Raw genomic sequence first — 25,714 nt, 5'->3', positions numbered from 1 at the left:
GGAGGGGAGAGGTGGCTCGGCGAAGCCGAGACGGAGTGGGGGAACCACCTGTCAACCGCCGCCGCGAACGGACATAGGATGGACCGAGGCGCAAGCAACGTCTTGTCGCGCCGCCCCAAGGTCGACCCCCACTCCGTCGAGCTACGCTCGACACCTCTCCCCCGATCGATGGGGAGAGAGGAAGGGCGCCAGGCTGTCCATTACATCGCGGTAAAGCCGTTATCGACGAACAGATGCGCGCCGTTGACGAAGCTGGCCTCGTCGCTGGCGAGATACAGCGCCGCCTTCGCCACCTCTTCCGGCTCGCCGATCCGCCCTTGCTGCGCGGCAAGTGCCGCGTCGGAGACGTCGACGCCGAGCTTGCCGAGGTCGGCGACCTCGCGCAGCCCGTGCGGCGTGCGGATGAAACCAGGGCAGACGGCGTTGCAGCGGATGTTGCGGTCGCGGAACTCGACGGCGATGGCGCGCGCGAACATGTGGCAGGCGCCCTTGGTGGTGTCGTAGAGCACCTCGTTCGGTGTCGCCACCACTGCCGAGATCGACGAGGTGCAGACGATCGAGCCGCCGCCGGCCGATATCATGCCGGGCAGCACGGCGCGCGTCATGAGGAACATCGAGCGGACATTGACGGCATGCAGCCAGTCCCATTCCTGAACCGTCGTCTCCAGGAAAGGTTTGATGACGATGGTGCCGGCATGGTTGAACAACACGGTGACCGGGCCGAATTTGTCCGTCGCGCCCTTCACCGCCGCCTCGACCTGGGCTTGATCCGAGACATCAGCCACGAAATGCTCGGCGACATGGCCTCGAGCCCGGATCGCGGCTGCGGTGGCGGCAGCCGCGTCACCATTGCGGTCGATGATTGCCACCTTGGCGCCTTCCGCGGCGAACAGCTCCGATGCCGCCCCGCCCATCCCCGTCGCGCCGCCGGAGATGATGGCGACCTTGCCGGCCAGTCTCGTGCCCATGTCTATGCTCCCTGTGTCTGCTTTTTGTCACGTCGCATTGCCGCTTCTGCGGCGATGCTATCCCTCGCGCGCCGGATGGCCAAGCGAGCCACCGGACACCGCGAACTCCTCTTCCGGCGACAGCACCAGCCGGTGGCGGCGGTAGAAGGCGAAATAGGCGAGGCCGATCGCATACCAGACCGCCGCCGCGATCGCTGCCCAACGATAGAGCGGGTCGAAGAACTGGTAGGCGAGCGTGACGATGCAGATCAGAATCGTGGCATAGGCGCCGAACCTGCCGAGCGGGCTGACGAAGGGCCGCGATATCGAGGTATAGAGCGTGCGCAGGCGCAGGTAAGCGATGCTCTGCAAGATGTAGGAGACCATGCCGGCGAACACGATCATGCTGACGAGGAAGCCGCCCATGAAGGCGACATTGTTATTGCCGCCGAGATACCAGACCAGAAGCAGCATGAACAAAGCCATGGCTGAGCCGGTGGTGAGCGCCCGGTTGGGGGTCTTGGTGCGGGCGCCGGTTACTGAGAGCGCCGTCGGCAGATAACCGGCCCGCGACAGCGAATAGATGTTGCGGCCCGAGGCGAAGCTGCCGGCAAAGAAGCTGGCGGCGAGACCGAGCACCGCGACCGAGGCGAGCAGCTTTGCCCAGCCGTCGCCGAATATGGTGCGGAAGCCGTCGAGCAGCGGTTCGCCAGACGAGCCCATGGCGTGCGCGCCCTGCGGGATGGAGGCGCTGAAGAACAGCACGCCGAGCGCCAGGGCAATCAGCGTCACGATCGACAGGATCAGCGCGCGCGGCATGTCGCGGGTCGGGTTCCTGGCCTCCTCCGCGGTCAACGGCAATTGCTCGACCGCCAGGAACATATAGACGCCAAAGGGCAAAGCGAGCATCACGCCGGTGAAACCGAAGGGCAGCCACGGGCCATTGCCCTCGGCCAATGCGGCCGGACCATCCGCCGCCGCGCCGATGTTCAGCGCGTATTTGAAGAAGTCGACATGCGGGATCGCCACGACGAAGAAGAACAGCAGCACGGCGATCGCCGCAACGGTGACATAGATGACGACCTTCATCGACAATTCGAGCCCGCGCAGGGAAAGCCCAAGCATCACGACATAGCCGGCCACCCACCACAGCGGCAGCGCGCTTTCCGGCGTGCCGAAGATTGCCGCGAGGTATGAGCTCATGAAGAACATGTTGGCGGCGGGCGCCAGCACGAACTCGATGTTTTCGGCAAGGCCGGTGGTGAAACCACCCCAGGGGCCAAGCGCGGTGCGCGAGAAGGAATAGGCGCCGCCGGTGTGCGGCAAGGCGGCACTCATCTCGCCGATCGAACAGCACAGGCAGATATACATGAAGCCGATGATCAGCGCGGCGAGCAGCATGCCGCCGAAGCCTCCTTGCGCTAGGCCGATGTTCCAGCCGGAATACTCGCCGGCAACGACAGCGCCCACGCCCATCATCCACAACGCGAACAGGCCGGCATGGCGCTGCAACTGGCGCTGCTCGAAATAGTCCCTGTCGACGCTCTGATAGGTGACACCGCCCGTGCCGCGATCCGCAATCTGCTCCGTCATCGCCGTTCCCCTTGGTTTGCCATTTGCGATCCGGGCATAGTTCAAGAGCGCTTCGTCGGCGTATATATCCCCAAGGAGATATGTCGGTCAGGCGAGGCTGCCTCCAGAACGTGCAGATGCGAGGGCGTTTCGATGGAAGGATCACATCTGTCGGCACTGGCGGCCTGGCACGAGGCCTTGCCCGATCTCGTGTCGCTGATCGGCAAGCAAGGTTTCGCCGAAAGGCTCGATGGCGCCTTGCGGGCAGTGGCGCCGTTCGATCTGAGCTGCGTGTTCGCCTATCCCGGCCGCGCGCGGCCTATGTTTCTCCATGACGGTCTTGGCGCTGTCTCCTCGACCCAAATCATGACCAACTATCTCAACGGCACCTATCTTCTGGATGCCGTTTATTCGGCCTGCGCGCGGCGCGCCCCGCAAGGGCTGCACCGCTTGCGCGACCTGGCGCCGGATGCCTTCTTCGAGGGCGAATACTATAATTCCCCCGACGTGCATCCCTGCATTTCGATGGAATCCGGCACGCTGGCCGAAGAGATCGTCTTTCTCGTTCCGGTGCAGGGCAGCTTCTATCTTGCCTATTCGCTGCTTCGCGCGAACGCCAGCCCGCCATTCTCGGACGAGGATTTTGGCCGTCTCCGGCAAACCGCGGCGATGGTGACGATTCTTGCACAGCGCCATTGGGAGCATCTGGCGCCGGCCGGTTCCCTTGCCGAGCCGAAGCCCGCCAGCCAGGATGTCGAGCAGGCGTTCGAAACTTTCGCACCGTCCCGGCTGACGCGGCGCGAGCAAGGCATTGTCAGCCTCATCCTGCGCGGCCATTCCAGCATGTCGATCGGCAGGATCCTGGAGATCGCCGAAGGCACGGTGAAGATCCATCGCAAGCACATCTATGCCAAGCTCGACATTTCCAGCCAGACTGAATTGTTCAACCTGTTCATCAAGCATCTGCTGGCTGAGCGCTGACCTGTGCGACCTCCTGGTACAGTTGTTGGACTGTGGCGATTCCGTGGCTCGGCTTCGTCGTCCTTCCTGGCGATTGTTCCTGGCAGGGCAGTACTCGGTAAACAAAACCAATCTTTCGGACGATTTGAGAAATCCATTCTATAAATTGCCCAAAAATAGCACTCGACAAAGTCTACTGATTTTATAGATTAATTGGCGAGACGGAGGTCGATATGTCCTATATCCAGAACACCCAGACTGATCGCAACGGCCAAAGGCTGGCCAATGCCCAGACCTTTCGGCCGGCCTATGCAGGCGCTTTCGCCTATCTCGTCTTTGCCCTTGCGTTCGTGTTCACCGGGGCAGTCGTTCTGGGCTTGATTCCCTGATCTCATCGGCGAGCGGCTTGCCGTTTCAGAAATAGCCGCTTTCAGAAGTACCGGAGTTGAATGAGCCGAATGCCGGAGCGCTTTCGCGCGCCCGTGATTCAACGTGATGCCCATATTTCCAACGTGATGGAGGAGATGGCAATGCCGATCGAGTTCACGCATGTTCCCGGTAAAACGCAACCCGCCAACGCCAGCTTTTTCTACGATTTCGTCGAGACCGCGACCAAGCTGTCGCTTATCGAGGACGCCGGATTCCAGAAGATCGTCGTCGACGATCCGGCCGGATTGCTGACCAATATGGACCTCGCTGCCCAGGCACTGGGCCGCACCTCGTCGCTGGAAGTCGTTCTGACGCATTGGGCTGGCGTGATCGAGCCGACCGTGGCGGCACGGCAGCTAGCGGGCCTCGACATGAAAAGTGGCGGGCGGCTGTCGCTCAGGATGCTCAGCGAGCCGCTGAGCGACGACGATGCCGAGACGCGCCCGGTCGGCCATACCGTCGTCTGGCAGCGCATCGACGAATATCTGGTGCTCTTGAAGCGGCTGTGGGCGAACGACCGGCCCTTCGACCATGAAGGCGCCTTCTACAGCATCAAGGGCGGTTATGTGCCGCGCAAGGGGCCACATGGCGCCGATGTGACCATCCGCATGGGCGGACAGTCCGGAACGGCGCTGAAAGTGGCCGGCCGGCATGCCGATGTCTTCGAGCTCACGCCAGGCTCGCTCGACGAGATCCGGCAATTGATGGAGCGGGTGCGTAGCGCCGCCGCCGAGCATGGCCGGGCCGGTAGGCTGCGCTTCGCGCTTCCCGTCCGGATTGGTTCGGCGGGCAATGCAGCCTCCTGCCAAAAGGCGGTCGAGATCGCCGGGCCGCCGGCGCAGGTCGCGCTGTCACTGCTCCCCTACGCGGCTTTGGGTATCCAGGAGTTCATGATCGTTGGCGTCGACAGGCCGCGCGAGATCGCGTTCGGCGCGCGCGAAACGATCGCACTCTTGCGCAATTCGCTGGCGCGCCGCGAGGCCGAGGTTCCGCAGCCGGGCGCGTTTGCCTCGCGCGTGGCGCAGGACGTGCGGGTCGGCTGAGAGCGGTCGTTACTTCAGGACGCGCTCGACAATTGCGCCGTAGGTTTGCGGATCGAATGCCGGCAGAATAAGCGGCTCGACGAAGCCGTCCCGCCGGGCCGTGAGCACATATTGCAGCATGGCCTCGTTGTCAGGCATTTCGAAGACCTGGACGAAGTCATAGGCGCCAAGCGTGGCATAGAAAGCGATGGATTTGCCGCCGAGGGCCGCGACCCGCTCCTCGCTGATCTTCCGGCGATCGGGGCTGCCGGCTAGTTCCGCCAGCCCCTTGTCCGTCAACCGCATCAGCGAAATGTAAAGCCGGCTGGTCGCGGCCGGTGTGCCAGCAGTCTCGCCCGACATCTCAGTGTCCCTTGCCGGAGAGTTGCGATAGCGCGGCGATGACGGCGCTCGAATCCGTCAGTGCGCCGAAGATGCCATTCTCGACCGTCACCATGTGCAGCGCGGCCTCATGCGCTTGTCTGTCGCCGCTGGCGCAGGCATCCGAGATGGTCAGGCACTGAAAGTTCCGGTCGCAGGCCTCGCGCAAGGTGGTATGCACGCAGACATCGGTCGTGCATCCCGAAAACATGAGATGGGTGATGCCTTGCGCGCGCAGCACGTGTTCGAAATCGGTGTAGGTGAAGGCGCCGTTGCAGGTCTTGTCGACGATGATGTCTTCAGCCGCGACATCGATCTCGGGAACGATCTGGAAGCCGGGGCTTGAACGCAGCAGGATGTCGGTTCCCTCGAGGCCGGCCCGCTTGCGGCGCCATTTCTCGTAAGGCGTCATGTCGGCCATGTCGGCCCGGTAGCCTTGCCTTGTGTGGATGATTTTCATGCCCGCCGCGCGGGCGGCAGCGATCAGGCGGTTTACCGTCGGCAGGATGGCTCGCAATGGCGAGGGATCGTAACCCTGCCTGGCGAAATAGCCTGTAGTCGACAGGAAATCCTCCTGCAGGTCGATGACGATCAGGGCGGTATTTCCAGGCACCAGCTTGCCATCATAGGGGAAATCGAAAGGTGTCGCCTTGATCATTTTTTCTCTTTCTGCAGCGAGATATGTTTGCCGGCTCAAAGCCCCGAAGTTTCGTTCGGCAGGACACCGATGGCGGACGGGTCAATCCGGCAGTCGATGATCTGCCCCGGCAAGGCGGCGACGGCTGCCTCCGAACGCAGCGTCGCCACCATCTGTTCGCCGGTCGCTGTCCTGAGCAGGATGCGCTCGAGCGCGCCGACAAAGGAGTTCTCGACCACCGTCGCGCGAAAGCCGACCTCCTCCCCGATTGCCTGGCCGATGCGGATGTCCTCGGGGCGCACCCATACGGTCAGACTGTCGCCGGGCCATTCGCGGCTTTTGGCCAGGGGAAAGCCGAAGCGGGTGCCGAACGCCTCGACCATCGTCTCATCGTCATCGGCGCGGTGGCCGCTTAGAAAATTGTTCTCGCCGAGAAAGCCGGCGACGAAGCGCGTCGACGGTTTCTTGTAGAGGTCGCGCGGCGGTCCGATCTCGATGATGCGGCCATGGTTGAACACGGCGATGCGATCGGACATGGCGATCGCTTCTTCCTGATCGTGGGTGACATAGACGAAGGTCACTCCGGTCTCGCGATGCAGCCGCTTCAATTCCTTCTGCATCGTTTCGCGCAGCATGCGGTCGAGGGCCGAGAGCGGCTCGTCGAGAAGCAGGATGCGCGGCCCGAAGGCCAAGGCGCGCGCGATGGCGACACGCTGTTGCTGGCCGCCGGACAGTTCGCGCGGCTTGCGCTCGGCCAGATTGTCGAGACCGACCAGCGACAGCATCTCGGTCACCCGTGCCGCGATCTTCGCCTTCTCCCATTTGCGGACCCTGAGCGAGAAGGCGATGTTGTTGGCGACGGTGAGATGGGGAAACAGCGCATAACCCTGGAAGACGAAGCCGAAATTGCGGTCCTCGGGGTCGACATGGGTGATGTCCTTGCCATCGAGGCTGATCATGCCCTTGCTCGGCGTAGTGAAGCCGGCCAGCGACATCAGAAGCGTCGTCTTGCCGGACCCCGAGGGCCCGAGCAAGGTGACGAACTCTCCCGCCTCGACCGAGAGGTTGATCCCAGTCAAGGCGGTGACCTTGTCATAGGTCTTTGCCAGATCGTCGATGACCAGCAATGCCATGTCAGTTCGGGACCATATCGGACGGGACCATGTCAGATCGGGTCCCTGATCAGCGGCGCCGTCGAACAATGCAGGCCGCCGCCGCCAAGCTCGACCGTCTCGTAATTGCAGGTCAGCACGGTGATCCCGGCGGCGTCGAGCCTGTCGGCCAGACGCTTCGAGCGGCTGCCATGCATGATCACGCGACCGGGCGCGACGGCCAGGCAGTTGAGCGACATGGCGCTGTCCTCGGGAGGCAGTTCGATCATCTTGATGCCGCGCTTCTCCAGATATTCGATGAACGGGTAGGGCAGTTCGTTGACATTGACGATCGCCGTCTCAACGTCGACCATAATGAAAGCGCCGTCGATGTGAATACGGTATCCGGGCATCGGCACCTTGATCAGCGTCACGCCGAGGCCGGCGAGGATACTTTCGACCTGCCGCACGCCTTCCGGATTGCAGGCGATGGAGACCGTGCAGACGGCGGTCTTGGAATCGATGAAGGCAAAGCCACCACCTTCGAAGACGGCCGAGCCGTGGATGGTGCCGAGGATCGGGCATCCGGCCTTGGCCAGCGCCCGGGTCACCGGCAATTCCTCGCCGCGGCGCACCCGCCGCGCCAGGCGCGTGACGATGGCGCCACCCGGAATGCCGATGACGCTGTCGCGCGTATAGATCTGCTTCATCGCGCCGGGGGCGGCCTTGTCGACGAGGATGACATCGACGCCTTCCGAACGCAGCAGGCCGGTGAATTCGTCATGGGCGCGCTGCATGGCCGGCAAATCGGGCATGGTGCGGCCCATCCAATACCAGCCTTTTTCCGGATCGCCGAAACCACCGACCTCGGGCATCGGCTTGTTCTCGACGACGGAAAGCTCGTCGCCGGGGCGATGCATCAGAACGGCGCGCAGCTTGCCGACATCGTTCGAGCAGCCCCAATGGCGGCCCCATACCGGGATCTGCTCCTCAGCCGTGTCGAAGCCCGGTTCCGGAACGGAGCCGAAGATGCTGAAGAACTTGTTCTCCCGGTACTCGTTGTCGCTCATCGCGGTGCTCATGGGTATTCCTTTCCTTTCGAATGGTCCCGACGATCGGGGTGTTTGAACTAGAACTTCCGTTGCCGTTGCCGTTGCTCGACCAGCGCGCGTGCGACCAGCGCCAGCACGGTGATGACAAGCAGGACGGTGGCGATCGCCGCCAGCGCCGGATCGACCGCATCTTGGATGCTCGTCCAGATGCGGCGCGGCAGGGTGACGACGGCGCGTCCGGTGATGAACAGCGTCACCGTGATCTCGTCCCAGGAGGAGACGAAGGCGAGCAGGGCGCCGGCGGCAACGCCGGGAACGATGTTCGGCAGGATCACCTTGCCGAACACGGTCATCGGCCTGGCGCCGAGGCTTCTCGCCGCCTGCACCAGCCGCTGGTCGAGATTGGAGAGCGACGCGCCGATGGCAAGCACCGTCAGCGGCAGGGCCAGCACGACATGCACCAGGATGACGCCGGTATAGCTGTCGAGCAGCGACAGACGCGCCCACAGCTTCACCATGCCGACGGCGTAGATGATCGGCGGCACGATCATTGGCGACAAAAGCAGGATACGCATCAGCGACGGCCACCAGCCGCCCGCCGCCCAGGCGCCGACGGCGAAGGCGACGCCGAGCACTGTGGCGATCGCGGCGCAGGCAAGCGCGATGCCGGCGCTGGTCAGCATGCTCGGCAGCCAGCCCTTGCTCCAGTCGGCCAGTGCCGCGAAATGCTGCATCGACATGCCGTCCTGCGGCAGCGACAGGTAATCGCGGTCGGTGAGCGCGACCGGGATCACCACCAGGATCGGCACGAACAGGAAGCCGAGCAGGCACCAGGCCAAAAGGCGCGGCAGACCGACCTCGATGATGCGTCGTGGCTTCATTGCTGCGGCCTCGCGACGAAGGCGGCGCGCAGCGCCGGGCTGCGCATGGCGGCAAAGACGATGATGCCGACCACCAGCAGCAACATGGTCGACAGCGATGTCGCGAGGTCCCAGCGCGAGGTGCTTGAAATCTGCACCGAGATGTATTCGGCGATCATCAGGGTCTTGCCGGCGCCGAGGAGAGCGGGCGTGACCAGGAAGCCGAGCGAGAAGACGAAGACGAACAAGGTCGCCAGCGCGATGCCGGGCAGGCTGAGCGGCAGCCAGACGCGCCAGAAGATCGTCGCCGGGCGCGCGCCCAGCGAGCGCGCCGCCTGCATGATGCGGCGGTCGATGTCAGACAAATTGGCGTAGAGCAAAAGAATGGCGAACGGCATCATGTAGTGGACCATGCCGATGGTGACGCCGAAGAGATTGTAGACCAGGTCGAGCGGCGTCGAGATGACGCCCGTATCCATCAAGGTGCTGTTGAGGACGCCGCGCCGGCGCAGGATGGTGATCCAGGAAAACGCCCTGACCAGCACCGATATCCAGAACGGCACCAGCACCAGGAAAAGCGAGATGCGGCGCCAGCCGGCCGACATGTGGATAATGGCGAAGGCGACGATATAGCTCGCCAGCACGGTCAGCACCGTCGTCATGACCGACACTTTGAGCGTCGTCATCACCACGCGTCCGACCGCGGCGTTGGCGAACAGGCTCTGATAGTTGGCCAGCCCGAACTTTGGCTCGGTCAGGCTCAACGCCAGAACCTGCAGGATCGGCGCCGCATAGAGCCCGATCGCCACCAGGCTGGCGGGAACCGTCAGCAGCAGGGCTGTTGTCTTGAAATTTCGCATCGGATCAATTTCGCGTCAGATTCGGGCCGCCGCCTTGCCGGCGGCAGCCCTTTCCTCTGTTGGCGTGCGGTCAGCTCGAGATGAAATCCAGATACTTGTTCTGGAGCTCGGTCTCATGTTCGGCGTAGTAGGCCGGGTTGAGCATGATCTGTGAGGCCGCATTCTCTTTGGTCGTCGGATTGACCTTGGCATCCTCCGGCGTCATCAAGGCCAGCGTCTTGGGGTTGGAAGGCCCATTGCCCATGATCTGCAGCAGCACGAGCTGGCCGGCCGGATCGAGCGTCGAATTGATGAAATCGAACACTTTCTTGCCGGCGGGATTGCCCTTGGGAACCGACCAGGCGCTGGCCGACAGGATGTTCTGTTCCCAGATCCACTTGAACTTGTCGGGCGTCTCCTTGTTGAGAAGGTTGGCGCGGGTGTGCCAGATATTGCCCATCACCACTTCGCCCTCGCGGAACAATTGCTGCGTCTGTGCGCCGCCCTCCCAGAAGATGATGTCGGCAAGCATCGGCTTCAGCTTCTTGAACGCCCGGTCGACATCGAGCGGATAGAGGTCGGCGGGCGCGACGCCGTCCGCCATGAGGACGAATTCGAGCTGGCCCTGGATCCATTTGCACATGGTGCGCTTGCCCGGGAATTTCGCCGTGTCGAAGAAGTCGGCCCAACCGGTGGGTGCTGTCCCCTTGGTGGCGTCGGCGTCATAGGCGAGCACGTTCGAATAGACATAGTTCGAGACGCCGAACTCGCCGGCGAAATTCTCCGGTACCTGCGATTTGTCGACGATCGAGTAGTCGATCTTCTCGACCAGATTGCCCTTGCCCAGCGTCAGCGAGTCGATCATGCCGCCGTCGGTGGCGTCCCAGATGACCTTGCCGGATTCGACCATGGCGCGGATGGTGCCGACCGCCGGGCCAGCCCCATCGATCACCACCTTCATGCCGCTCTTCTTGGTGAAGGGGTCGCCATAGGCCTTGGCAAAGGCATCTACCGCGGCGCCACCCCAGTTGCAGACGACGATTTCGGAGGCGTCGGCCTGGGCAACGCCAGGCTTGAAGGCGGCCGCAAGTCCGAGGCCGCCGAGGGCAAAGAGGAAAGAGCGGCGATCGATCTCACCGCGGTTGAACTTTTCCAGCGCGATCTCAGCCGCGTCTTTTGCGAAGTGCGAGATTATCATTGTTAATTCTCCCATTGTTGATGTTGACTGCAGGTCTTCGCGGATTTGATCCGTCTCTATTAAGTTCCCACTCTTGCCGGCGGTCGTTTTTCCGCCGTAGCGTTTCCAGTCGGTTTCCAATGCGCCTTGCGCGGCGCGGCCACGGAATGGCGCACGATGAGCTTCACCGCCACCGGCGCCGCATCCGGTATCTCGGCGCCGTTGATGTGGTCGATCAGCAAGCCGACCGCCCGGCGGCCGAATTCCTCCGCCGACTGGTGCACGGCCGTCAGCGGCGGGTCGAGAAGGTCGACGTTGCGGATGTCGTCGAAACCGACCAGCGATAGATCGACCGGCACGGCAATGCCGAGCGTGCGGCAGCCTTGCAAAATCCCCAGCGCCAGCATGTCGGCGGAGGCGAAGATGGCAGTCGGCGGATTGTCGAGGGAGGCGAACCGCAGGAATGCGTCAAGGCCGGACTGCTCGTCATAGTCGCCGAAGAAGACGTAGTCCGGGTTCACCTCAAGGCCCCGGCATTTGAGACTGTCCGCAAAGGCGCCGAACCGTTCCTTGCTGCTGAGCAGTGCCGGCGGTCCGCCGACAAAGGCGATCGCCCGGTGGCCGTGCTCCAGAAGATGCTCGGTCGCAAGCGTGGCGCCGAGACGATTGTCGGCAAACAGGCGCGGCGCGATGGCGCCGGGAACGTCCTCGTCGACCAGCACGACGTTGCTGCAGGCATTGATCTTCTGGACCAGCGCGCCATCGTCGGGATGGTTGGTCATCAGCAGGATGCCGTCGACCTGCGCGTCGTCGATGCGCGACAGGAAGCCCAGTTCCTTGGCCGCGATGTTGCGGCTGTTGAACATCACCAGGCTGTAGCCGAGGCGGCTCGCCTCCTCTTCCGCCGCGCTCGCGATGGCGGCGAAAAACGGGTAGGAGATGTCGGAGACGATCAGGCCGATGGTTTCACTGCTGCCTTTGCTCAGGCGCCGCGCAATGGCGTTGGGGCGGTATTCCAGCTTCGCCACCGCCGCGCTGATGCGCTCGCTGGTTTCGGCCGGCAGCTTGATACGGCCGTTCAGGTGACGCGAGACGGTGGTGACCGACACGCCGGCCGCGTGCGCCACGTTCCTGATCGTCGATGCCGTAGGCTTCTTCATAGGCGGTTTCGCCAATGTTCCCTGTCAATCAGGATTTCAGCACAGGAAATGCGACTTGTAAACCGCTTTACTAAACCGGTTTCGTAAATTACGCTCTTTTCCCGGGCAGGCTTTGCGAACGCTGCCGCGATAATTCGACAGGGAGAGGGAAATGGCCGCGACGGGACGCGTTCTGATTGCCGGTGAGTCATGGACGGTGCACAGCACCCACCAGAAGGGCTTCGACAGTTTTTCGACGGTGGAATATGCGGAAGGGATCCGCTGGCTGCGCGATGCGCTGGAAACCGGCGGCTGGCAGGTCGATTACCAGCCTGCCCATGTCGCCGCGCGTGAATTCCCGTTCGATGCGAAAGCATTGTCGCACTATGATTGCGTGATGCTGAGCGATGTCGGCGCCAACACGCTGCTGCTCCATCCCGATACGTTCGTCCGTTCGGTCGCCTTGCCCAACAGGCTGCATGCGATTCGCGACTATGTCGCGGCGGGCGGCGGCTTTGTCATGGTCGGCGGCTATATGACGTTCCAGGGCATCGAGGCCAAAGGCCAGTATTCCGGAACAGCGATCGAGGAGATCCTGCCGGTCAACATCGCCGCGACGGACGATCGCGTGGAGTCTCCGCAAGGCGTGACGCCGCAGATCCTCAAGACGGCACATCCGATCGTCGCCGGCCTCGGGCCGGTCTGGCCGCATCTGCTCGGCTACAACCGTGTGAAGCCGAAAAGCGGCGCCACGGTGGTCGCGAAGGTCGGCGATGACCCGCTGATCGTCGCCGGCCAGTACGGCAAGGGCAGGAGCGTCGCCTTCACCTCGGATTGCGCGCCGCACTGGGCGCCGGCCGCTTTCGTCGAGTGGCAGGGTTATGCGCCACTGTGGCGGCAATTGGCGGCCTGGGCGTCCGGGAAGTAGGCACGCAGCGTGGCGCGCCGAAATTCGACAGACCCTTATGGGCTGTAGCGATCCTTCGCCCCGCCGGACATCTCCCCACGAGGGGGAGGTCGGCAACTCCAGCGTCTGCTCACGTCTTGCGGCGATGGAGATTGGCGAAATCCTGCGCGACCGCATGGTTGCAGCCAGGCAGGGCGCTCCGCGACCCGTCACCATCTCGGCACGCTCCCACTTTTTCCGGATTTCGACGCAACGCGGGCGCATCGCGACATTTTGTTGACTCAAATAGTCATCTTCATTGTTGACTAGTAAAGTCATGTTTCATAGTCAACCGGCATCGCTCGCCGAAAAGCGGATTGTGGAAATGCGCGCGAAGCCGGAGAGAGGCCAACACCGTGGCTGGAAATCAGACTGCCTTCCACATAGACGCCGTGCGCTTTGCCGTCGGCGAGCGGACGCTGCTGGGTCCTGTTACGCTCGAACTGCAACGCTCGCGCGTCTACGGGCTGATCGGGCACAATGGTTCGGGCAAGTCGACGCTGATAAAACTCATGGCGCGCCAGCAGCCGGCAAGTGCCGGCGGCATCACCTTCGCGCAGCGCCCGCTGGTGCAGTGGGGCGCGCGGGAACTGGCCCGTGCGCTCGCCTATCTGCCGCAGACGACGCCGGCGGCGACGGGCTTGACCGTGCGTGAGCTGGCGAGCCTCGGCCGCTATCCCTGGCATGGCGCGCTCGGCCGTTTCGGGCATGAGGACAGGCGCCATGTCGACGAGGCGCTTGTCCTGACCGACATGGCGGATTTCGGCGCACGGCTGGTGGACGAACTGTCCGGCGGCGAACGCCAGCGCGCATGGCTGGCCATGCTGGTGGCGCAGAATGCCGGCGTCATGCTGCTCGACGAACCGATTTCGGCGCTCGACATCGCCCATCAGGTCGAGGTGCTGGGGCTGGTCAAGGAGCTCAGCCGCAAGCGCGACCTCTGCGTCGTCGTGGTGCTGCACGATCCCAACATGGCGGCACGCTACTGCGACGAGTTGATTGCGCTGAAGGAGGGCAGGCTGCTGACGCGCGGCACCCCCGACGAGATCATGCGGGGCGACGTGCTCAAAGGCATTTTCGGCGTCGAGATGGGCGTGTTCGCGCACCCCGTCACCGGCCAGCCTATCGGCTATGTGCAGTGAGGCCAGTTGTGAGAATTGCGAGAATAAGGAAGAAGCCCTTGCCCAGACATCATTTGTCCAGACATGGTTTGTTCGCGGCGTTGATCGCATCCGTCCTCCTGTCGGCCGGCGGCGCTGCTGCCCAGGAGCAACCGGCGGCTCCGCCACCGGCGATCGAGACGCCTGCTCCCGCTTCTCCCCCCTTGGCGGCGCCCGATGCGACTGTGTCGCCGACGGAGCAGCCTGGCGCGGCCATGCCAGCCGAGGAGGGTTCCTCGACGGACGTGTCGCTGACCCTGCCGCACGATCTGTCGCCATGGGGCATGTTCATGGCCGCCGACATCGTCGTGAAAGGGGTGATGATCGGGCTGGCCTTTGCCTCCCTGGTCACCTGGACGATCTGGCTGGCCAAGTCGCTGGAGATCCTCGGCGGCAAGCTCAATGCCCGCCGCGCGGCCAGCGCGATCGGCAATGCCGCCTCGCTGAACCAAGCCAGGCGCGCGCTTGGCCATACCGGCGGCCCTGGAGCCCTGCTGGTGCGGGCGGCCGAGGAAGAGGCAGCACTTTCAGCCGGCGCGCTCGAGCAGGTGTCCGGCGACGGGCTGAAGGAACGGGTCGCCTCGCGCCTGTCGCGCATCGAGGCGGCGGCGGCGCGGCGCATGTCGCGCGGCACTGGCGTGCTGGCGACGATCGGCTCGACGGCGCCCTTTGTCGGTCTGTTCGGCACCGTCTGGGGCATCATGAACGCCTTCATCGGCATCTCGCAGGCGCAGACCACCAACCTCGCCGTCGTGGCGCCAGGCATCGCGGAAGCCTTGCTCGCCACCGCGATGGGCCTTGTCGCGGCGATCCCGGCGGTGGTCATCTACAACGTCTTTGCGCGGTCCATAGCCGGCTACCGGCAGATCCTCGCCGATGCCTCGGCCGGGGTCGAACGACTGGTCAGCCGGGATCTGGATTTCCGCAACGTCGCGCCGGCAACGGCGCTGGCCGCGGAATAGGGGAGCAGCGCCGTGGCGGCTAGAATTCGAGAAAACATCGACGGCGATCTCGAGGAAAACCACGAGATCAACGTCACCCCTTTCATCGACGTCATCCTGGTTCTCTTGATCATCTTCATGGTCGCGGCGCCGTTGGCGACAGTCGACGTCAATGTCGACCTGCCTGGTTCGACCGCGACGCCCGCGCCGCGACCGGAGACGCCGCTGTTCCTGACGCTGAAAGACGACCTCAGCCTGGCGATCGGCAACGACACCGTGCCGCGCGGTTCCTTCGCCGCCACGCTGGACGGCAGGACGAAAGGCGACAAGCAGACGCGCATCTTCCTGCGGGCCGACAAGGCGGTCGGCTATGGCGACCTGATGGAGGTGATGAACCTGCTGCGCGGCGCCGGTTATCTGAAGATCGCGCTGGTTGGCCTCGAGACCTTGCCTGCGGCCGATGCCGCCGCACCGCAGGCGGGCCAATAATGTCGATGATGGCCGCTTCCCCCACGGTTGACCTGTCGCGCCTCGGTGCGCGCGAGACCGGCCTGTGGGCGGCGGCGGCGGCGCTGGTTCTCGCGGCGCATGTCGCGATCGCCTATGCAGTGCAGGATTTGCGGCCAGCCGAGATGGATGGCGGGCCGCCACCGGCGCAGCTGATCGAGCTGTCGCCGATGGTGATCATGCCGGCGGAAGAGGCCGACGTAGCGGATGTGGTGACGCCCGATGCGGCGGAGCCGGTCGAGGAGGTCGAGACAGCCGAAGCCAAGCCGGTGACGGAGCCCGAACCGCCCGTCGAGATCGCAGAGCCAGTGGCCGAACCGCCTGCCGAGCAGGCGGAGTCGGCGGCCGAGTCACCGCAAACGGCTGCGACCGACGCGATCGAACCCGCCCAGCCGCCCATGCCTGAACGGGTCGACCAGCTACCGCTGGAGGAGGTCGTGCCCGATATCGTCGAGACCGTCGCGCCGGACGTGGTCATTCCGCTACCGCAGCCGAAGCCGGTCGAAGCTCCCGTCGAGGCCGAGGTGAAGAAACCGGTCAAGGCAAAGAAGCCGATTGAGGCGAAGAAGCCCGAAGCCAAGGCCAAGAAGCCCGTCGAAAAGGTCAAGAAGACTTCGAAGAAGGAGAAAGCCGCCCCGGCGAAGACGGCCGCCGCCAGCGCCACTGCGAAGCCCGCGCCCCGGGCGGCGGCCCCTAAATCGGCCAAGGCGTCGGCCTCGGCGTCCCGGGGAGACGCGTCGAAATGGAATTCGCAGCTGAGTGCGTGGATAAGACGGCACACACGCTATCCAAGCGCCGCGAAGGCCCGAGGCGCGCAAGGTAGCCCGAAAGTGACCTTTACGGTCGATGCGTCGGGTCGGGTCCTATCCGCCCGGTTGGCCGGTTCCTCCGGTGACTCGGACCTCGATCGCGCCGCGCTCAGCGCGTTGCAGGGAGCCAAGGTGCCGACGCCGCCGCAAGGACTCGGTTCCCGCATAACCCGTACAGCGCCCTTTCTGTTCAACCTGAGATAATCAACCAAGGTCACTGTGTGCGGGCATTGCTGCTCGCACACAGCGACGTCTTCGCTACGGCCGACGCCCCTCTTACGAGCGCGCTTCCCTCTTCTTGCGCCAGGGCGCGTTGGCTTCCCAGTCGCCGGCCATGATGCAGCCATAGGGCATGACCTCGTCGACGATCTCCGCCAGGCCGAAATGCTCGATCTGGCGGCGCATCGACGCGGCGTTCTTGTAGGCGCTCGGCAGCTCCGAAATGTCCGTCACGCCCGAGAAGAAGCGGGCATCGATGCCCTTCGTCTCTTCCGCGAAGATATCGGCGTAGCTGCGTCCGGCCTGCATGCGCCGGTGCTGGCTGCGCGAAAAATTGCGCCCAGCGCCGTGCGGCGAAAAGCCAAGTCCGTGCTCCGCATTCTTGCCGCGCACGATCAGCACCGGTTCCGCCATGTTGAGCGGAATCAGGGTCAGATCGGTCGCATCCTCGGCCCAGTTGTCGAAGGCCGGGGTGGCGCCCTTGCCGTGGTAGAACAGCCCGTCCGAGCGACGGAAGACGAAGTTGTGCTCGTTCCAGAACCGGTCCGACACCTTCGCCGACAGACGCTCGGCCGCCATATCGTGGACGAGCATGTGGTTGCCCTTGGTCCATTCGCGGATCGTTTGCAGGGCGTCCCAATACTCATCGCCTTCCCTGGTGTCGGCTGGGATCCAGGCATTCTGCGGCAAGGTCTCCGGCGACAGCGTTTTGCGGACACCCTCGGCGATCTTCATGCCCTTGCTGTAGAGCCGGGCACCCGGAGAGCGCGAGCCATGGTGGGTGACCAGCGCCGTCTCACCGCTCGACTTCAGCGTGCCGACATAGGCGAAATGGTTGCCGTCGCCCTGGGTGCCGAAATGCTCGATCGCGGCACTGGTCACATCGCGTAGCAAGGGGTTGGCCTCGAAACGCTCGAAGACCTCCCTGGCCGGCCGGATCTGCTGGCCGCGAGGACGTCCGCCCGGCCCGAAATGGGTAACCGAGTGCACGGCATCGAGCAGCGTGGCAGGCGCCACACCAGGGAATACCGAGATCGCCATCGAGCAACAGATGTCGGCCGAATGCATGCCGGGGTGGATCGCCTCGGAGACGGCGACGCCGCCGACTGGAATGGTGCCCGACGGACCGGTCGGACAGGCGTCTGGCATGATGGCGCCGGCACGGATCACCGGCGTACGCATCAGCTCGGTCATGCTGCGCGTGACCGATTCGACGTTGGCGGCTTCCTCAGGCGTCTCAGCCTCGATGTTTAGATGTAGTGGCATGCAGACGGCCGCATGCAGCGGCAAGGCCGGCGGCGGCGCGAAAGCACGCGCGGCCTCCAGTGCATCGCCCTGCGATCCGCCACTCTCCAGCACCGCGTTTGCGGCGGCGAGCGCCTTGCCGAACCACTTGCCCTGCGGCATGCCGGCATCGATCAAATCCTGTCCACTCAAAATCTCGGTCATGTCTTTCACTTTCGGTATGACTGCCATGTTCGGCACGACTGCCTGGGGCAGCACTGCGCATTGCGGGCGGACGACAAGGGAATGCGAGACATCTTTCCGCCACTTCGCAAGATGCGAAGGAGGGACACGAGCCCCCACGCCTTTCGGCACCCGCTGGCTTGTTGCTCGCAGCGGGCTGCGTCTACCTGTAGTCTCGCAGGCATTCGTCCTTTTCGTTCGGTCTGGCGACAAGGGTCGGCAAGACAAAAACTGAGCTACTTTCCGTCCCAGTGGGATGGAAGGGATGGGTTGAACATCCGACCTTCCGCGACCTTCGCCGCAGACGCTCTATCCCTGTAGTCCTGCCTGCATTCGCCATTCCTTTTCTTTTCCAGGTGGTCGACAAAGTCTCTGCGAGAAACCGATCGGTCAACCGACCGACGGGCGGATTCGAACCGCCAGATACCAATGTATTCCCACAGGCATTCGCCCTGCTTAATCGGCTGGCGACAAGGATTGGCAAGACGGTGACTGCGCCACCCCGTTCCGTAGAACGAGAGAGTGATTTGAACACCCGACCTCCCGCCTTATCGGCGGGCGCGCTACCTGTAGTCCTGCCTGCATTCGCCATTCATTCAATCGCCGCGGCGACAAGAGAAGATGAAACCCGGGAGTCCCGCTCGTGCCAGAGAGCGCCTGCGAGGTGAGGAGTCGAACCTCACGGAGCATCCCGTTCCTGATGCTGTAGTTCCATCCGGCATTCGCCGCGGTTTCTTCAGGTCATGACGGCAAGGTATTGGTGAAACGTTTCCCGCCTAACCACTCGGCTACATGCTCGATCGAGCAAGGCAGGAATCGAACCTGCGTAAGGAGCACCTGAAGCTGTAGTTCCACCGGCATCCGTCATGCCTATATTCAGTTCCTTTCTTCTCGAGGTTCGACCCGAGCCGCGCAAAAGCTGTCGGGCATGACGACAAGGTTTGACGAAACGTCCCGCTCTGACCGCTGAGCTACGGGTCCATAGTGGCGGACCCGACGGGATTCGAACCCGCGACCTGGAGGTGAACAGCCTGTAGTTCCATCGGCATTCGTCATGCTCTGTTTTCTGTTTTTTGTCCCGGTGGTCCCGGCGGACGCGCCGCCGGGATCATTGTTCTACAGTTCGATCGCCTCGATCGTGCGCACCCAATGGTCCGGGTCGCCGCCCGAAGACAGCATCGTGCCGACCACATCGAAGACGCGGTCGGAGAAGCCGCCGACATTCAGGATGTCGACCTGCGACTTGGCCTGCGTCGTCAGATGAGACTGGATGTCAATGCAGACCAGCTTGGCTGCCGGGTTCCACCCCTTCAGCTTCTGCCATTCTTGCATCGTCGTGGTGCCCCGATGCGCATGCGCAGAGGCATCCACCCAGGACTGGTTGTCCGACACGAACACCACCAGGTCGACCTTCGCCTTCTCGCGCACCAGCCGTGCCAGCGGAGCCGAACAGTTGGTTCCGCCACCACCGATGGCAGCAAGTCTGGCGGCGTTGGTCATCACCGTGTCGCGAGCGTTGAGGCTGATATCAACCACATCGTTCTCGAACGGCATTACCCTGGCTGTCGGATTCCTGTGCAGCAGCGCGGCGGCCACCAGGGCAGCCACGTCGATGCAGCGGACGGCCGACGTCGCGCCCTTGCGGTAACCGGTCGCCGGCGAGCTCATCGAGCCCGAAACGTCCGGGCACACGACCACATGGCCACTGATCCGGGGAACGTTGCCGAGTGCGATTTCCATCGCATCCTGCAACGCGTCCCGGACAACGCCAGGCACCTTCACATCGGCCATGGTGAACGCCACCATGAGCTGGTACGGGAACACCCGCGCGCGCCGGACCTCTTCCGGATCGCGCAAGCGCGCTGCCAGCCTTTCCGCGAACCCCTCCACTTCGAACACGCCATTGCGGGCGAAGGTGTTGAGGTTCTGCCGCAGCATCTGCCATCCGGCCGTTTCCGCGATCTGCACCCAATGCTCGCGCGAAAGCGGCATCGAGGTCAACATCTGGAACGGCACTTCAGGCACAGGCAGCGACGGATCGCGCTTGAACGCCTCGAATGACTTTACCACGTCCGGCAGCACGGCCACGTCATGCGGCTTGCCGATCAGGTAGCCGTAGAGCGTTTCACGCGAGGCCGATTTCGGCTTCGGGTGAACCATCTTGATGACATCGGCCAGCGACGGATCGTTGCCGACCGCAGCCCGCATGATCTCGTAATCGGCCGCCTGTTCGAGCCAAGCCTGGACAAGGCGCTTCGGCCGCGTACCGAGCGACTTGCGCCCGGTGGCGCCGGAACGCATGACCTGCACGAAGTTGCGCAGCATCTTGCCGTTCCTGACGATACGCCCAAAAGCACGGTCGAACTCGTCGCCCTGCATCGAGGAGAGAACGGCCAGCAGCAATGCCGGCATATCCTTCATGTAGCCCTGCTCGAAGGCGTGGACGGCGGTTTTGGCCAGGAATCCCGGCTCGACCTGCAAGGCGAGCTTCAGTACCTCGTCCAGCTGCTCGCGCGGCTCGGCATAGAAGGTCGCGTTGAACGTTCCCGTCGCCGCCAGCTGCGCCAGAGCCTGCTCAGGCGACAGGCGATAAGCCTGGGCGCCCTCATGGTTCCGAGCGTCAGCCGGCGGGAGCAGCTTTCCTGCAATCGTCGCAAACACGGATTTGTTCGCCATTGTTCTCATCCTTCATTTTCACACCAGCAGCATTACAAGCCGCGTGCCAGTTTAAAGGGGGAACCTGCCTTTCGATTGCGCATGCTGCACAAACCGTTGGTTTTGTTATTAAATAATTTCGAATGGAAATCAGGCGGCAATCAAAGCTGTTTACGCCAGTATCAGAGAACTGATATATGGATATCGTAATTTATATCAAAGGATAAAATGCGAAGACGCGTTGCGATAGGCATTCTTGGCACCACACTCGACGCCAGCGGGCGGGACGACCGCTGGAAAAGGTGGCGGCCAACGGTTGCGCTGTGCCAGCAGCCGGGACTGTTCATTGATCGGCTAGAGCTCATCCATGACGTGCATTCGCAGCGATTGGCCACTCAGATCATTGCCGACATAGAACAGGTTTCGCCAGCAACCGAAGTCAGGCCGCACATCATCGGCATGAAGGATCCCTGGGATTTCAGCGAGGTCTATACCCACCTGCGCGATTTTGCCGGCGCCTATGCGTTCGATCCCGAGAAGGAAGACTATCTCGTCAACATCACGACCGGCACGCATGTCGCCCAGATCTGCTGGTTCCTGCTCATCGAAGCACGTTTCATCCCGGCGCGGCTGCTTCAGCTCTCGCCACGCAGGCGCGAGGGCAGCGATGAGGTTTCCGGCAGCCATTCGATCATCGATCTCGACCTGTCCCGCTATGATGCGATCGCCACACGCTTTGCCGCCGAACGTGATGAGGCGACGTCGTTTCTGAAGTCAGGCATCGCCACGCGCAATCCCGCCTTCAACCAGATGATCGACCAGATCGAGAAGGTGGCGATCCGCTCACGCGCGCCGGTGCTGCTCACCGGCCCGACAGGCGCTGGCAAGTCGCAGCTAGCCAGGCGCATCTACGAACTCAAGAAGGCGCAGCGGCAAGTGACCGGTGCCTTCATCGAGGTCAATTGCGCGACGCTGCGCGGCGACCAGGCGATGTCGACGCTGTTCGGCCACGTCAAGGGAGCGTTCACCGGCGCCCAGAATGAGCGCGCAGGGCTGATGAAATCGGCCAACAAGGGCGTCCTGTTTCTCGACGAGATCGGCGAACTCGGTCTCGACGAACAGGCCATGTGCCTGCGCGCGATCGAGGAAAAGCGTTTTCTGCCGGTCGGCGCCGATCAGGATGTCATGTCGGATTTCCAGCTTCTCGCTGGCACCAATCGTGACCTGTCGATCGGCGTGAAGGAAGGCAAGTTTCGCGAGGATCTTTTCGCGCGGCTCAATTTGTGGACATTCCAGCTGCCGGCGCTGCGCGACCGCAAGGAGGACATCGAACCGAACCTGGAATTCGAACTCCGCCGGTTCAGCGAGCGCGAGGGACAGAATGCTACCTTCAACAAGGAGGCACGCGAGCTCTACCTGAAATTTGCCATGGCGCCTGATGCCATGTGGCGAGCGAATTTCCGCGACCTCTCGGCCTCCGTCACGCGCATGGCGACTCTGGCGCCGCTTGGCCGCATCAACGAAGAGGCCGTACGCGACGAGATCGAGCGCCTGACGGCGCTGTGGCGAGCCGGCGACGCCAGCGACCGGGAAGCCATCCTGCTGGACGTTCTAGGTCTCGACCGGCAAAGCCGGATCGACATGTTCGATCGAGCGCAGCTTGCCGCCGTGCTTGAGGTTTGCCGCGACAGCAAGTCGATCAGCGCGGCTGGGCGAAAACTGTTCGCGGTCTCGCGGCTGCAAAAGACCACAGGTAACGACGCCGACCGGCTGCGCAAATATCTCTCGCGGTTCGATCTGAGTTTTGAGGACGTTGCCAGAAGCTGATCAAGGTTGCTCCACGTCGGTACCTGCCAGCCTTGCTGTTATCTCCTTTGAAGGAGCAAACTTAGAACGCCCAACGTGCCTGAGAAGGGTGGTATTCCTCAATCAGGAGACAGCGTCGAAAACCACCCTCTGGGAAAGGCCGCCGCCGCCGCGGTTTTCCAGCGTGATGGCGCCGCCGTAGCGTTCGATGATTTCCTTGGCGATGGCGAGGCCGAGGCCGGCGCCCGGGATCGATTGCAGGCGGCCGGGATTGACGCGGAAGAACGGCTCGAACGCCTTGCCGAGCAATTCCGGTGGGATGCCTGGGCCGCGATCGTCGATGGTGAGGATAGCCCGACCTTCCGTGCCCGACAGGGAAACGCTGCAGGCCTTGCCGTGCGTCGCGGCGTTGACGATCAGGTTGCGCAAGGCGCGGCGAAGGCCGAGCGCGCCTGCCCGGACCGAGACCTTGTCCAGGTGGCTGACCGAGACCGCATGGCCAAGCGAAATCATCTCGGCCTCGATGTCGCGGACCAGCTTTGCCAGATCGACCGGTTCGACGGCATCCTGGTCGACCTCCTCGCGCACCAGCCGGATGGCGCTGTCGGCGATGCGGTCGAGTTCGTCGAGATCGTGAAGCCATTTTTCGCGGTCCTCGTCGAGGAATTCGGCGCGCAGCCGCATGCGCGTCATGGGTGTTCTGAGATCATGGCCGGCGGCGGCGACCAGGCGCATGCGGCTTTCCATCGCCGTCTTCAGCCTGGCGGAGAGCTGGTTGAGTGCATGCGCTGTCGCCCTGACCTCGGCGGACCCCTCTTCCGGCACCGTTGCCAGCACACCGTCCGACCCGATCTTGCTGACGGCGGTTTCGAGCATCTCAAGCGGCCGCACCAGCACGGCGGTGAAATAGACCGACACCGCGGTGGCGCCGAGCGCGATCAGCGTGATCCAGCCGGCGAGCACGAGCCAGACGTCTCGCGGCGGGTTGAAGTCGGGGACGTCGACGATCATCCAGCGCCTGTCAGGCAGCGCGACCGAAGCGACCATGCCGGGGCCGTCGGGATTGCGGCTGACGACGGCCGATAGATCGAGGCCTTCGCGATGCAGGATGTCGTTGAGCACGCGCGTGTGCTTGCGGTCCTCCAGGCCGGCGGCGGGATGGTCTTCGACGGTTATCGGCGCGTCGCCCAAGCCCGCCACATGGCCCGGAACCAGTTGCACCATAAGCTGGATCTCGCGGGCGACCGGCCCCATGATCAGCTCCGGCGAAGGCCCGCCGAGGATCTTGATCGCGACCGTCGTTGCAAGGCCGACGACGCCGATGATCGAGACCACCAGCAGGATGATCAGGCGCCTGCGCAGCGAGGTCATGGCTAGGTCTCCGCCGTCTCGACGCGCGCAGTGAGCTGGTAGCCACCATTGCGCACCGTCTTGAACAAGGGTCCCTCGTCGATCCCGGCGAACTTGCGGCGCAGCCGGCTCATCAGCACATCGACGGAACGTTCGAGCGGATCGCGCTCGCGGCCTTGCGTCAGATCAAGCAGCTGATCGCGCGACAGCAGCCGTCCGGGGCGGTCAAGGAAGACCTGAAGCAGGTCGAACTCGGCGCCGGTAAGGTCGACCTGCGCGCCCTCGGCATCCGTCACCTTGCGCGTGTCCGGCTCCAGCCTGTAGCCGGCGAACCGGTAGACGCGCATGCGAGGCGGGGCGGTCTCCTCCGGCGTCGAGCGCCTGAGAACAGCTCGAATACGGGCGGTAAGTTCGCGCGGATTGAACGGCTTGCCGAGATAATCGTCGGCGCCGAGCTCCAGACCGATGATGCGGTCCACATCCTCCTTCAGCGCCGTCAGCAGGATGACCGGAATATGTGGCTTGCGATCCCGCAAGGCGCGACAGATGTCGAGCCCGGAGCCGTCGGGCAGCATGACATCGAGCACGATCATGTCGAACTGGCCGGAGCCGAGCTTCTGCTCGCATTCGCGCCGGTCGGCCGCCACCGAGACACGAAAACCCTGGCCGTCGAGATAGCGCCCAAGCAGCGTCCTGATCTCGCGGTCGTCGTCGACGACAAGGATGTGGGATTGTGCCTGCATTGTCAGCCTGTTGCCTGTTCCGTGCCGATTATAGGGAGTGCGGTGGGCGAGCGGCATGGAAAATTGCAACTGAATGTTTCCGGCAGGCAGGCAGAAACATTCGGAAACAAATCTCCCTTTTCTGGAAACCTTTGGCAACAGAGCGAAGCAAAGGAGAAAAGGACGCTTCCTATCCTGCTGCCATCCGAAGCATGCGGGAAAGGATTACATCATGCAAAGCAGACTTCTTGCCCTCAGCCTCTTCTCCATCGCGCTCATCCATCCGGCGCTTTCGCAGCCGACCGACCCTGCCGGTGGATCCGGCGGGGAACCGCAGTTCGCAGTTATGCAGAGCGGGGCGGATGACGGTCCAATGTCGTGGGGCGGCCCACACCGGCCGATGCGGCCCGGCCCGGATGGTTCCGATCCGCAGCGCTTCGGCCCGCAAGGCAGCGGGCCGCGCCGCATGGGACCACCGCCGGAATTCAGACTCGCCGCCCGGCTGTCCATGCTGGAGACCCGTATCGGCGTCAGGGTCGAGCAGCTCGACGCCTGGCGCGACTATACCAGCGCGCTGCAAGCGGTGCTGGCGCGGCCCGATCATGGTCCGGATGGTCCCGGCAAGCACGGTGCCGCCGCGGGAGGCCCTGGCGGCAATGGCAATCAGGGTCCACGCGATCCCTTCGCTTTCCAGGAAAAGCTGGCCGACGATGTCACCGCTCGCGCCGCCTCGGCAGCAAAGCTGAAGGATGCGATCGCGACACTTCGCGCCAAGCTGACGCCCGAACAGCTCGAAATCCTTGCTTCGGCGGATAGACCTCATGGACCACCCCGAGGCCCATGGGGCAATCCGCCGAATGATGCAGCCGGCTCCGGAGGCCTGCCCGATCCTGGCAGGCAGCTTCCGCCACCCCTACCCCGGATGGGCGAGCAACTCTGACCGGCTGCACCGGCCGGCCCGTCGCCCCCCGCCGTTGTGCCGGGCCGGCCGGCCTCTTATGAACGAGGATTTCCATGTGGGAGATG

At 63.5% G+C, this 25,714-nt stretch carries 24 protein-coding genes and 1 tRNA gene; 10 read left to right on the top strand and 15 right to left on the bottom strand.

All coding sequences use genetic code 11. The annotated features are described in order from the left end of the window. Positions 1–200: 200 nt before the first annotated feature. Together OHD62_RS16030 and OHD62_RS16025 are read right to left on the bottom strand one after the other, a co-directional pair. Positions 201–968 carry an SDR family NAD(P)-dependent oxidoreductase gene (locus tag OHD62_RS16030; protein WP_263783746.1) on the bottom strand — a complete coding sequence of 256 codons (768 nt, stop codon included), beginning with the start codon at positions 966–968 and terminating at the stop codon, positions 201–203. Between the two features lie 57 nt (positions 969–1,025). Then, the gene (locus tag OHD62_RS16025; RefSeq protein WP_263783745.1) at positions 1,026–2,540 is read right to left on the bottom strand and encodes an amino acid permease; all 1,515 of its coding nucleotides are present in this window, start codon (positions 2,538–2,540) and stop codon (positions 1,026–1,028) included. A gap of 132 nt (positions 2,541–2,672) precedes the next feature. Between OHD62_RS16025 and OHD62_RS16020 the strand changes: the two genes are divergently transcribed. The 3 genes from OHD62_RS16020 to OHD62_RS16010 all read left to right on the top strand — a co-directional run bounded on the left by OHD62_RS16020 (position 2,673) and on the right by OHD62_RS16010 (position 4,951). Then, positions 2,673–3,500: a helix-turn-helix transcriptional regulator gene (locus tag OHD62_RS16020; protein ID WP_263783744.1), complete on the top strand. Its 828-nt coding sequence runs from the start codon at positions 2,673–2,675 to the stop codon at positions 3,498–3,500. A 212-nt stretch (positions 3,501–3,712) separates the two neighbouring features. Next, a complete protein-coding gene (locus tag OHD62_RS16015) occupies positions 3,713–3,868 on the top strand; it encodes a hypothetical protein (protein ID WP_006327243.1) in 156 nt (51 codons plus the stop codon). 141 nt (positions 3,869–4,009) lie between these two features. Continuing rightward, on the top strand, positions 4,010–4,951 hold the full coding sequence (locus tag OHD62_RS16010) for an LLM class flavin-dependent oxidoreductase (protein WP_263783743.1): 942 nt from the start codon (positions 4,010–4,012) through the stop codon (positions 4,949–4,951). Positions 4,952–4,960: 9 nt separating this feature from the next. Here the strand turns inward: OHD62_RS16010 and OHD62_RS16005 are convergent, their stop codons facing one another. The 8 genes from OHD62_RS16005 to OHD62_RS15970 all read right to left on the bottom strand — a co-directional run bounded on the left by OHD62_RS16005 (position 4,961) and on the right by OHD62_RS15970 (position 12,127). Next, a complete protein-coding gene (locus OHD62_RS16005; protein WP_263783742.1) occupies positions 4,961–5,293 on the bottom strand; it encodes a GYD domain-containing protein in 333 nt (110 codons plus the stop codon). Position 5,294: 1 nt separating this feature from the next. Further along, positions 5,295–5,969 (bottom strand): cysteine hydrolase family protein, encoded by a 675-nt coding sequence (locus OHD62_RS16000; RefSeq protein ID WP_263783741.1) that lies wholly within the window; start codon positions 5,967–5,969, stop codon positions 5,295–5,297. A 35-nt stretch (positions 5,970–6,004) separates the two neighbouring features. After that, positions 6,005–7,081: an ABC transporter ATP-binding protein gene (locus OHD62_RS15995; RefSeq protein ID WP_263783740.1), complete on the bottom strand. Its 1,077-nt coding sequence runs from the start codon at positions 7,079–7,081 to the stop codon at positions 6,005–6,007. Between the two features lie 32 nt (positions 7,082–7,113). Continuing rightward, positions 7,114–8,121: a dimethylarginine dimethylaminohydrolase family protein gene (locus OHD62_RS15990; RefSeq protein WP_263783739.1), complete on the bottom strand. Its 1,008-nt coding sequence runs from the start codon at positions 8,119–8,121 to the stop codon at positions 7,114–7,116. A 47-nt stretch (positions 8,122–8,168) separates the two neighbouring features. Next, positions 8,169–8,972: an ABC transporter permease gene (locus tag OHD62_RS15985; protein WP_263783738.1), complete on the bottom strand. Its 804-nt coding sequence runs from the start codon at positions 8,970–8,972 to the stop codon at positions 8,169–8,171. Beyond that, complete coding sequence (locus tag OHD62_RS15980; protein WP_263783737.1) at positions 8,969–9,811, bottom strand: ABC transporter permease; 843 nt, start codon at positions 9,809–9,811, stop codon at positions 8,969–8,971. Before OHD62_RS15980 ends, OHD62_RS15985 begins: the two co-directional genes overlap by 4 nt. A 70-nt stretch (positions 9,812–9,881) precedes the next feature. Continuing rightward, positions 9,882–10,988: an ABC transporter substrate-binding protein gene (locus tag OHD62_RS15975; protein WP_263783736.1), complete on the bottom strand. Its 1,107-nt coding sequence runs from the start codon at positions 10,986–10,988 to the stop codon at positions 9,882–9,884. A gap of 59 nt (positions 10,989–11,047) precedes the next feature. Further along, positions 11,048–12,127 (bottom strand): LacI family DNA-binding transcriptional regulator, encoded by a 1,080-nt coding sequence (locus OHD62_RS15970; RefSeq protein ID WP_263783735.1) that lies wholly within the window; start codon positions 12,125–12,127, stop codon positions 11,048–11,050. Positions 12,128–12,278: 151 nt separating this feature from the next. Here OHD62_RS15970 and OHD62_RS15965 point away from each other — a divergent pair, with 151 nt between their 5' ends. The 5 genes from OHD62_RS15965 (at position 12,279) to OHD62_RS15945 (ending at position 16,673) form a co-directional block, all read left to right on the top strand. Continuing rightward, on the top strand, positions 12,279–13,034 hold the full coding sequence (locus OHD62_RS15965; protein ID WP_263783734.1) for a glutamine amidotransferase: 756 nt from the start codon (positions 12,279–12,281) through the stop codon (positions 13,032–13,034). Between the two features lie 374 nt (positions 13,035–13,408). Next, on the top strand, positions 13,409–14,194 hold the full coding sequence (locus tag OHD62_RS15960) for an ATP-binding cassette domain-containing protein (protein ID WP_263783733.1): 786 nt from the start codon (positions 13,409–13,411) through the stop codon (positions 14,192–14,194). Positions 14,195–14,247: 53 nt separating this feature from the next. Further along, entirely contained in the window at positions 14,248–15,174 is a 927-nt protein-coding gene (gene exbB, locus OHD62_RS15955) for a tonB-system energizer ExbB (RefSeq protein WP_263783899.1), read from the top strand. A 12-nt stretch (positions 15,175–15,186) separates the two neighbouring features. Next, on the top strand, positions 15,187–15,642 hold the full coding sequence (gene exbD, locus OHD62_RS15950) for a TonB system transport protein ExbD (protein ID WP_263783732.1): 456 nt from the start codon (positions 15,187–15,189) through the stop codon (positions 15,640–15,642). Continuing rightward, on the top strand, positions 15,642–16,673 hold the full coding sequence (locus tag OHD62_RS15945) for an energy transducer TonB (RefSeq protein ID WP_263783731.1): 1,032 nt from the start codon (positions 15,642–15,644) through the stop codon (positions 16,671–16,673). The genes exbD and OHD62_RS15945 overlap by 1 nt, the downstream gene beginning before the upstream one ends. 72 nt (positions 16,674–16,745) lie before the next feature. Here the strand turns inward: OHD62_RS15945 and OHD62_RS15940 are convergent, their stop codons facing one another. The 3 genes from OHD62_RS15940 to OHD62_RS15930 form a co-directional block, all read right to left on the bottom strand. Beyond that, the gene (locus OHD62_RS15940) at positions 16,746–18,137 is read right to left on the bottom strand and encodes an RtcB family protein (RefSeq protein ID WP_263783730.1); all 1,392 of its coding nucleotides are present in this window, start codon (positions 18,135–18,137) and stop codon (positions 16,746–16,748) included. Positions 18,138–18,666: 529 nt separating this feature from the next. Beyond that, positions 18,667–18,753, bottom strand: a tRNA-Tyr gene (locus OHD62_RS15935). 518 nt (positions 18,754–19,271) lie between these two features. Then, on the bottom strand, positions 19,272–20,831 hold the full coding sequence (locus OHD62_RS15930; protein ID WP_263783729.1) for a vWA domain-containing protein: 1,560 nt from the start codon (positions 20,829–20,831) through the stop codon (positions 19,272–19,274). A 207-nt stretch (positions 20,832–21,038) separates the two neighbouring features. Here OHD62_RS15930 and rtcR point away from each other — a divergent pair, with 207 nt between their 5' ends. Then, a complete protein-coding gene (gene rtcR / locus OHD62_RS15925) occupies positions 21,039–22,637 on the top strand; it encodes an RNA repair transcriptional activator RtcR (protein WP_263783728.1) in 1,599 nt (532 codons plus the stop codon). Between the two features lie 102 nt (positions 22,638–22,739). On the opposite strand, the gene OHD62_RS15920 is transcribed toward rtcR, so the two are convergent. Both OHD62_RS15920 and OHD62_RS15915 read right to left on the bottom strand, forming a co-directional pair. After that, entirely contained in the window at positions 22,740–23,987 is a 1,248-nt protein-coding gene (locus OHD62_RS15920; protein WP_263783727.1) for an ATP-binding protein, read from the bottom strand. A 2-nt stretch (positions 23,988–23,989) separates the two neighbouring features. After that, positions 23,990–24,709: a response regulator gene (locus tag OHD62_RS15915; RefSeq protein WP_263783726.1), complete on the bottom strand. Its 720-nt coding sequence runs from the start codon at positions 24,707–24,709 to the stop codon at positions 23,990–23,992. A gap of 211 nt (positions 24,710–24,920) precedes the next feature. Here OHD62_RS15915 and OHD62_RS15910 point away from each other — a divergent pair, with 211 nt between their 5' ends. Further along, complete coding sequence (locus OHD62_RS15910; RefSeq protein WP_263783725.1) at positions 24,921–25,628, top strand: hypothetical protein; 708 nt, start codon at positions 24,921–24,923, stop codon at positions 25,626–25,628. Positions 25,629–25,714 lie beyond the last annotated feature (86 nt).

The sequence above is a fragment of the Mesorhizobium sp. YC-39 genome, from assembly GCF_025753795.1.
In the GTDB taxonomy this organism is placed as follows: Bacteria; Pseudomonadota; Alphaproteobacteria; order Rhizobiales; family Rhizobiaceae; genus Mesorhizobium.
Note: the sequence above shows the minus strand (reverse complement) of the source record. Positions and strands in the feature narration are given on the sequence as shown.

Excerpts from the sequence above, each read along its gene's own strand:
- OHD62_RS15975 (WP_263783736.1), bottom strand. The coding sequence starts at position 10,988 with ATGATAATCTCGCACTTCGCAAAAGACGCGGCTGAGATCGCGCTGGAA.
- OHD62_RS15985 (WP_263783738.1), bottom strand. The coding sequence starts at position 8,972 with ATGAAGCCACGACGCATCATCGAGGTCGGTCTGCCGCGCCTTTTGGCC.
- OHD62_RS15910 (WP_263783725.1), top strand. The coding sequence starts at position 24,921 with ATGCAAAGCAGACTTCTTGCCCTCAGCCTCTTCTCCATCGCGCTCATC.
- OHD62_RS15970 (WP_263783735.1), bottom strand. The coding sequence starts at position 12,127 with ATGAAGAAGCCTACGGCATCGACGATCAGGAACGTGGCGCACGCGGCC.
- OHD62_RS15940 (WP_263783730.1), bottom strand. The coding sequence starts at position 18,137 with ATGACCGAGATTTTGAGTGGACAGGATTTGATCGATGCCGGCATGCCG.
- OHD62_RS16005 (WP_263783742.1), bottom strand. The coding sequence starts at position 5,293 with ATGTCGGGCGAGACTGCTGGCACACCGGCCGCGACCAGCCGGCTTTAC.
- OHD62_RS16030 (WP_263783746.1), bottom strand. The coding sequence starts at position 968 with ATGGGCACGAGACTGGCCGGCAAGGTCGCCATCATCTCCGGCGGCGCG.
- OHD62_RS15920 (WP_263783727.1), bottom strand. The coding sequence starts at position 23,987 with ATGACCTCGCTGCGCAGGCGCCTGATCATCCTGCTGGTGGTCTCGATC.
- OHD62_RS16010 (WP_263783743.1), top strand. The coding sequence starts at position 4,010 with ATGCCGATCGAGTTCACGCATGTTCCCGGTAAAACGCAACCCGCCAAC.
- OHD62_RS15990 (WP_263783739.1), bottom strand. The coding sequence starts at position 8,121 with ATGAGCACCGCGATGAGCGACAACGAGTACCGGGAGAACAAGTTCTTC.
- OHD62_RS15945 (WP_263783731.1), top strand. The coding sequence starts at position 15,642 with ATGTCGATGATGGCCGCTTCCCCCACGGTTGACCTGTCGCGCCTCGGT.
- OHD62_RS16000 (WP_263783741.1), bottom strand. The coding sequence starts at position 5,969 with ATGATCAAGGCGACACCTTTCGATTTCCCCTATGATGGCAAGCTGGTG.
- rtcR (WP_263783728.1), top strand. The coding sequence starts at position 21,039 with ATGCGAAGACGCGTTGCGATAGGCATTCTTGGCACCACACTCGACGCC.
- OHD62_RS16015 (WP_006327243.1), top strand. The coding sequence starts at position 3,713 with ATGTCCTATATCCAGAACACCCAGACTGATCGCAACGGCCAAAGGCTG.
- OHD62_RS16020 (WP_263783744.1), top strand. The coding sequence starts at position 2,673 with ATGGAAGGATCACATCTGTCGGCACTGGCGGCCTGGCACGAGGCCTTG.
- OHD62_RS15915 (WP_263783726.1), bottom strand. The coding sequence starts at position 24,709 with ATGCAGGCACAATCCCACATCCTTGTCGTCGACGACGACCGCGAGATC.
- OHD62_RS15965 (WP_263783734.1), top strand. The coding sequence starts at position 12,279 with ATGGCCGCGACGGGACGCGTTCTGATTGCCGGTGAGTCATGGACGGTG.
- OHD62_RS15980 (WP_263783737.1), bottom strand. The coding sequence starts at position 9,811 with ATGCGAAATTTCAAGACAACAGCCCTGCTGCTGACGGTTCCCGCCAGC.
- OHD62_RS15995 (WP_263783740.1), bottom strand. The coding sequence starts at position 7,081 with ATGGCATTGCTGGTCATCGACGATCTGGCAAAGACCTATGACAAGGTC.
- OHD62_RS15930 (WP_263783729.1), bottom strand. The coding sequence starts at position 20,831 with ATGGCGAACAAATCCGTGTTTGCGACGATTGCAGGAAAGCTGCTCCCG.
- OHD62_RS16025 (WP_263783745.1), bottom strand. The coding sequence starts at position 2,540 with ATGACGGAGCAGATTGCGGATCGCGGCACGGGCGGTGTCACCTATCAG.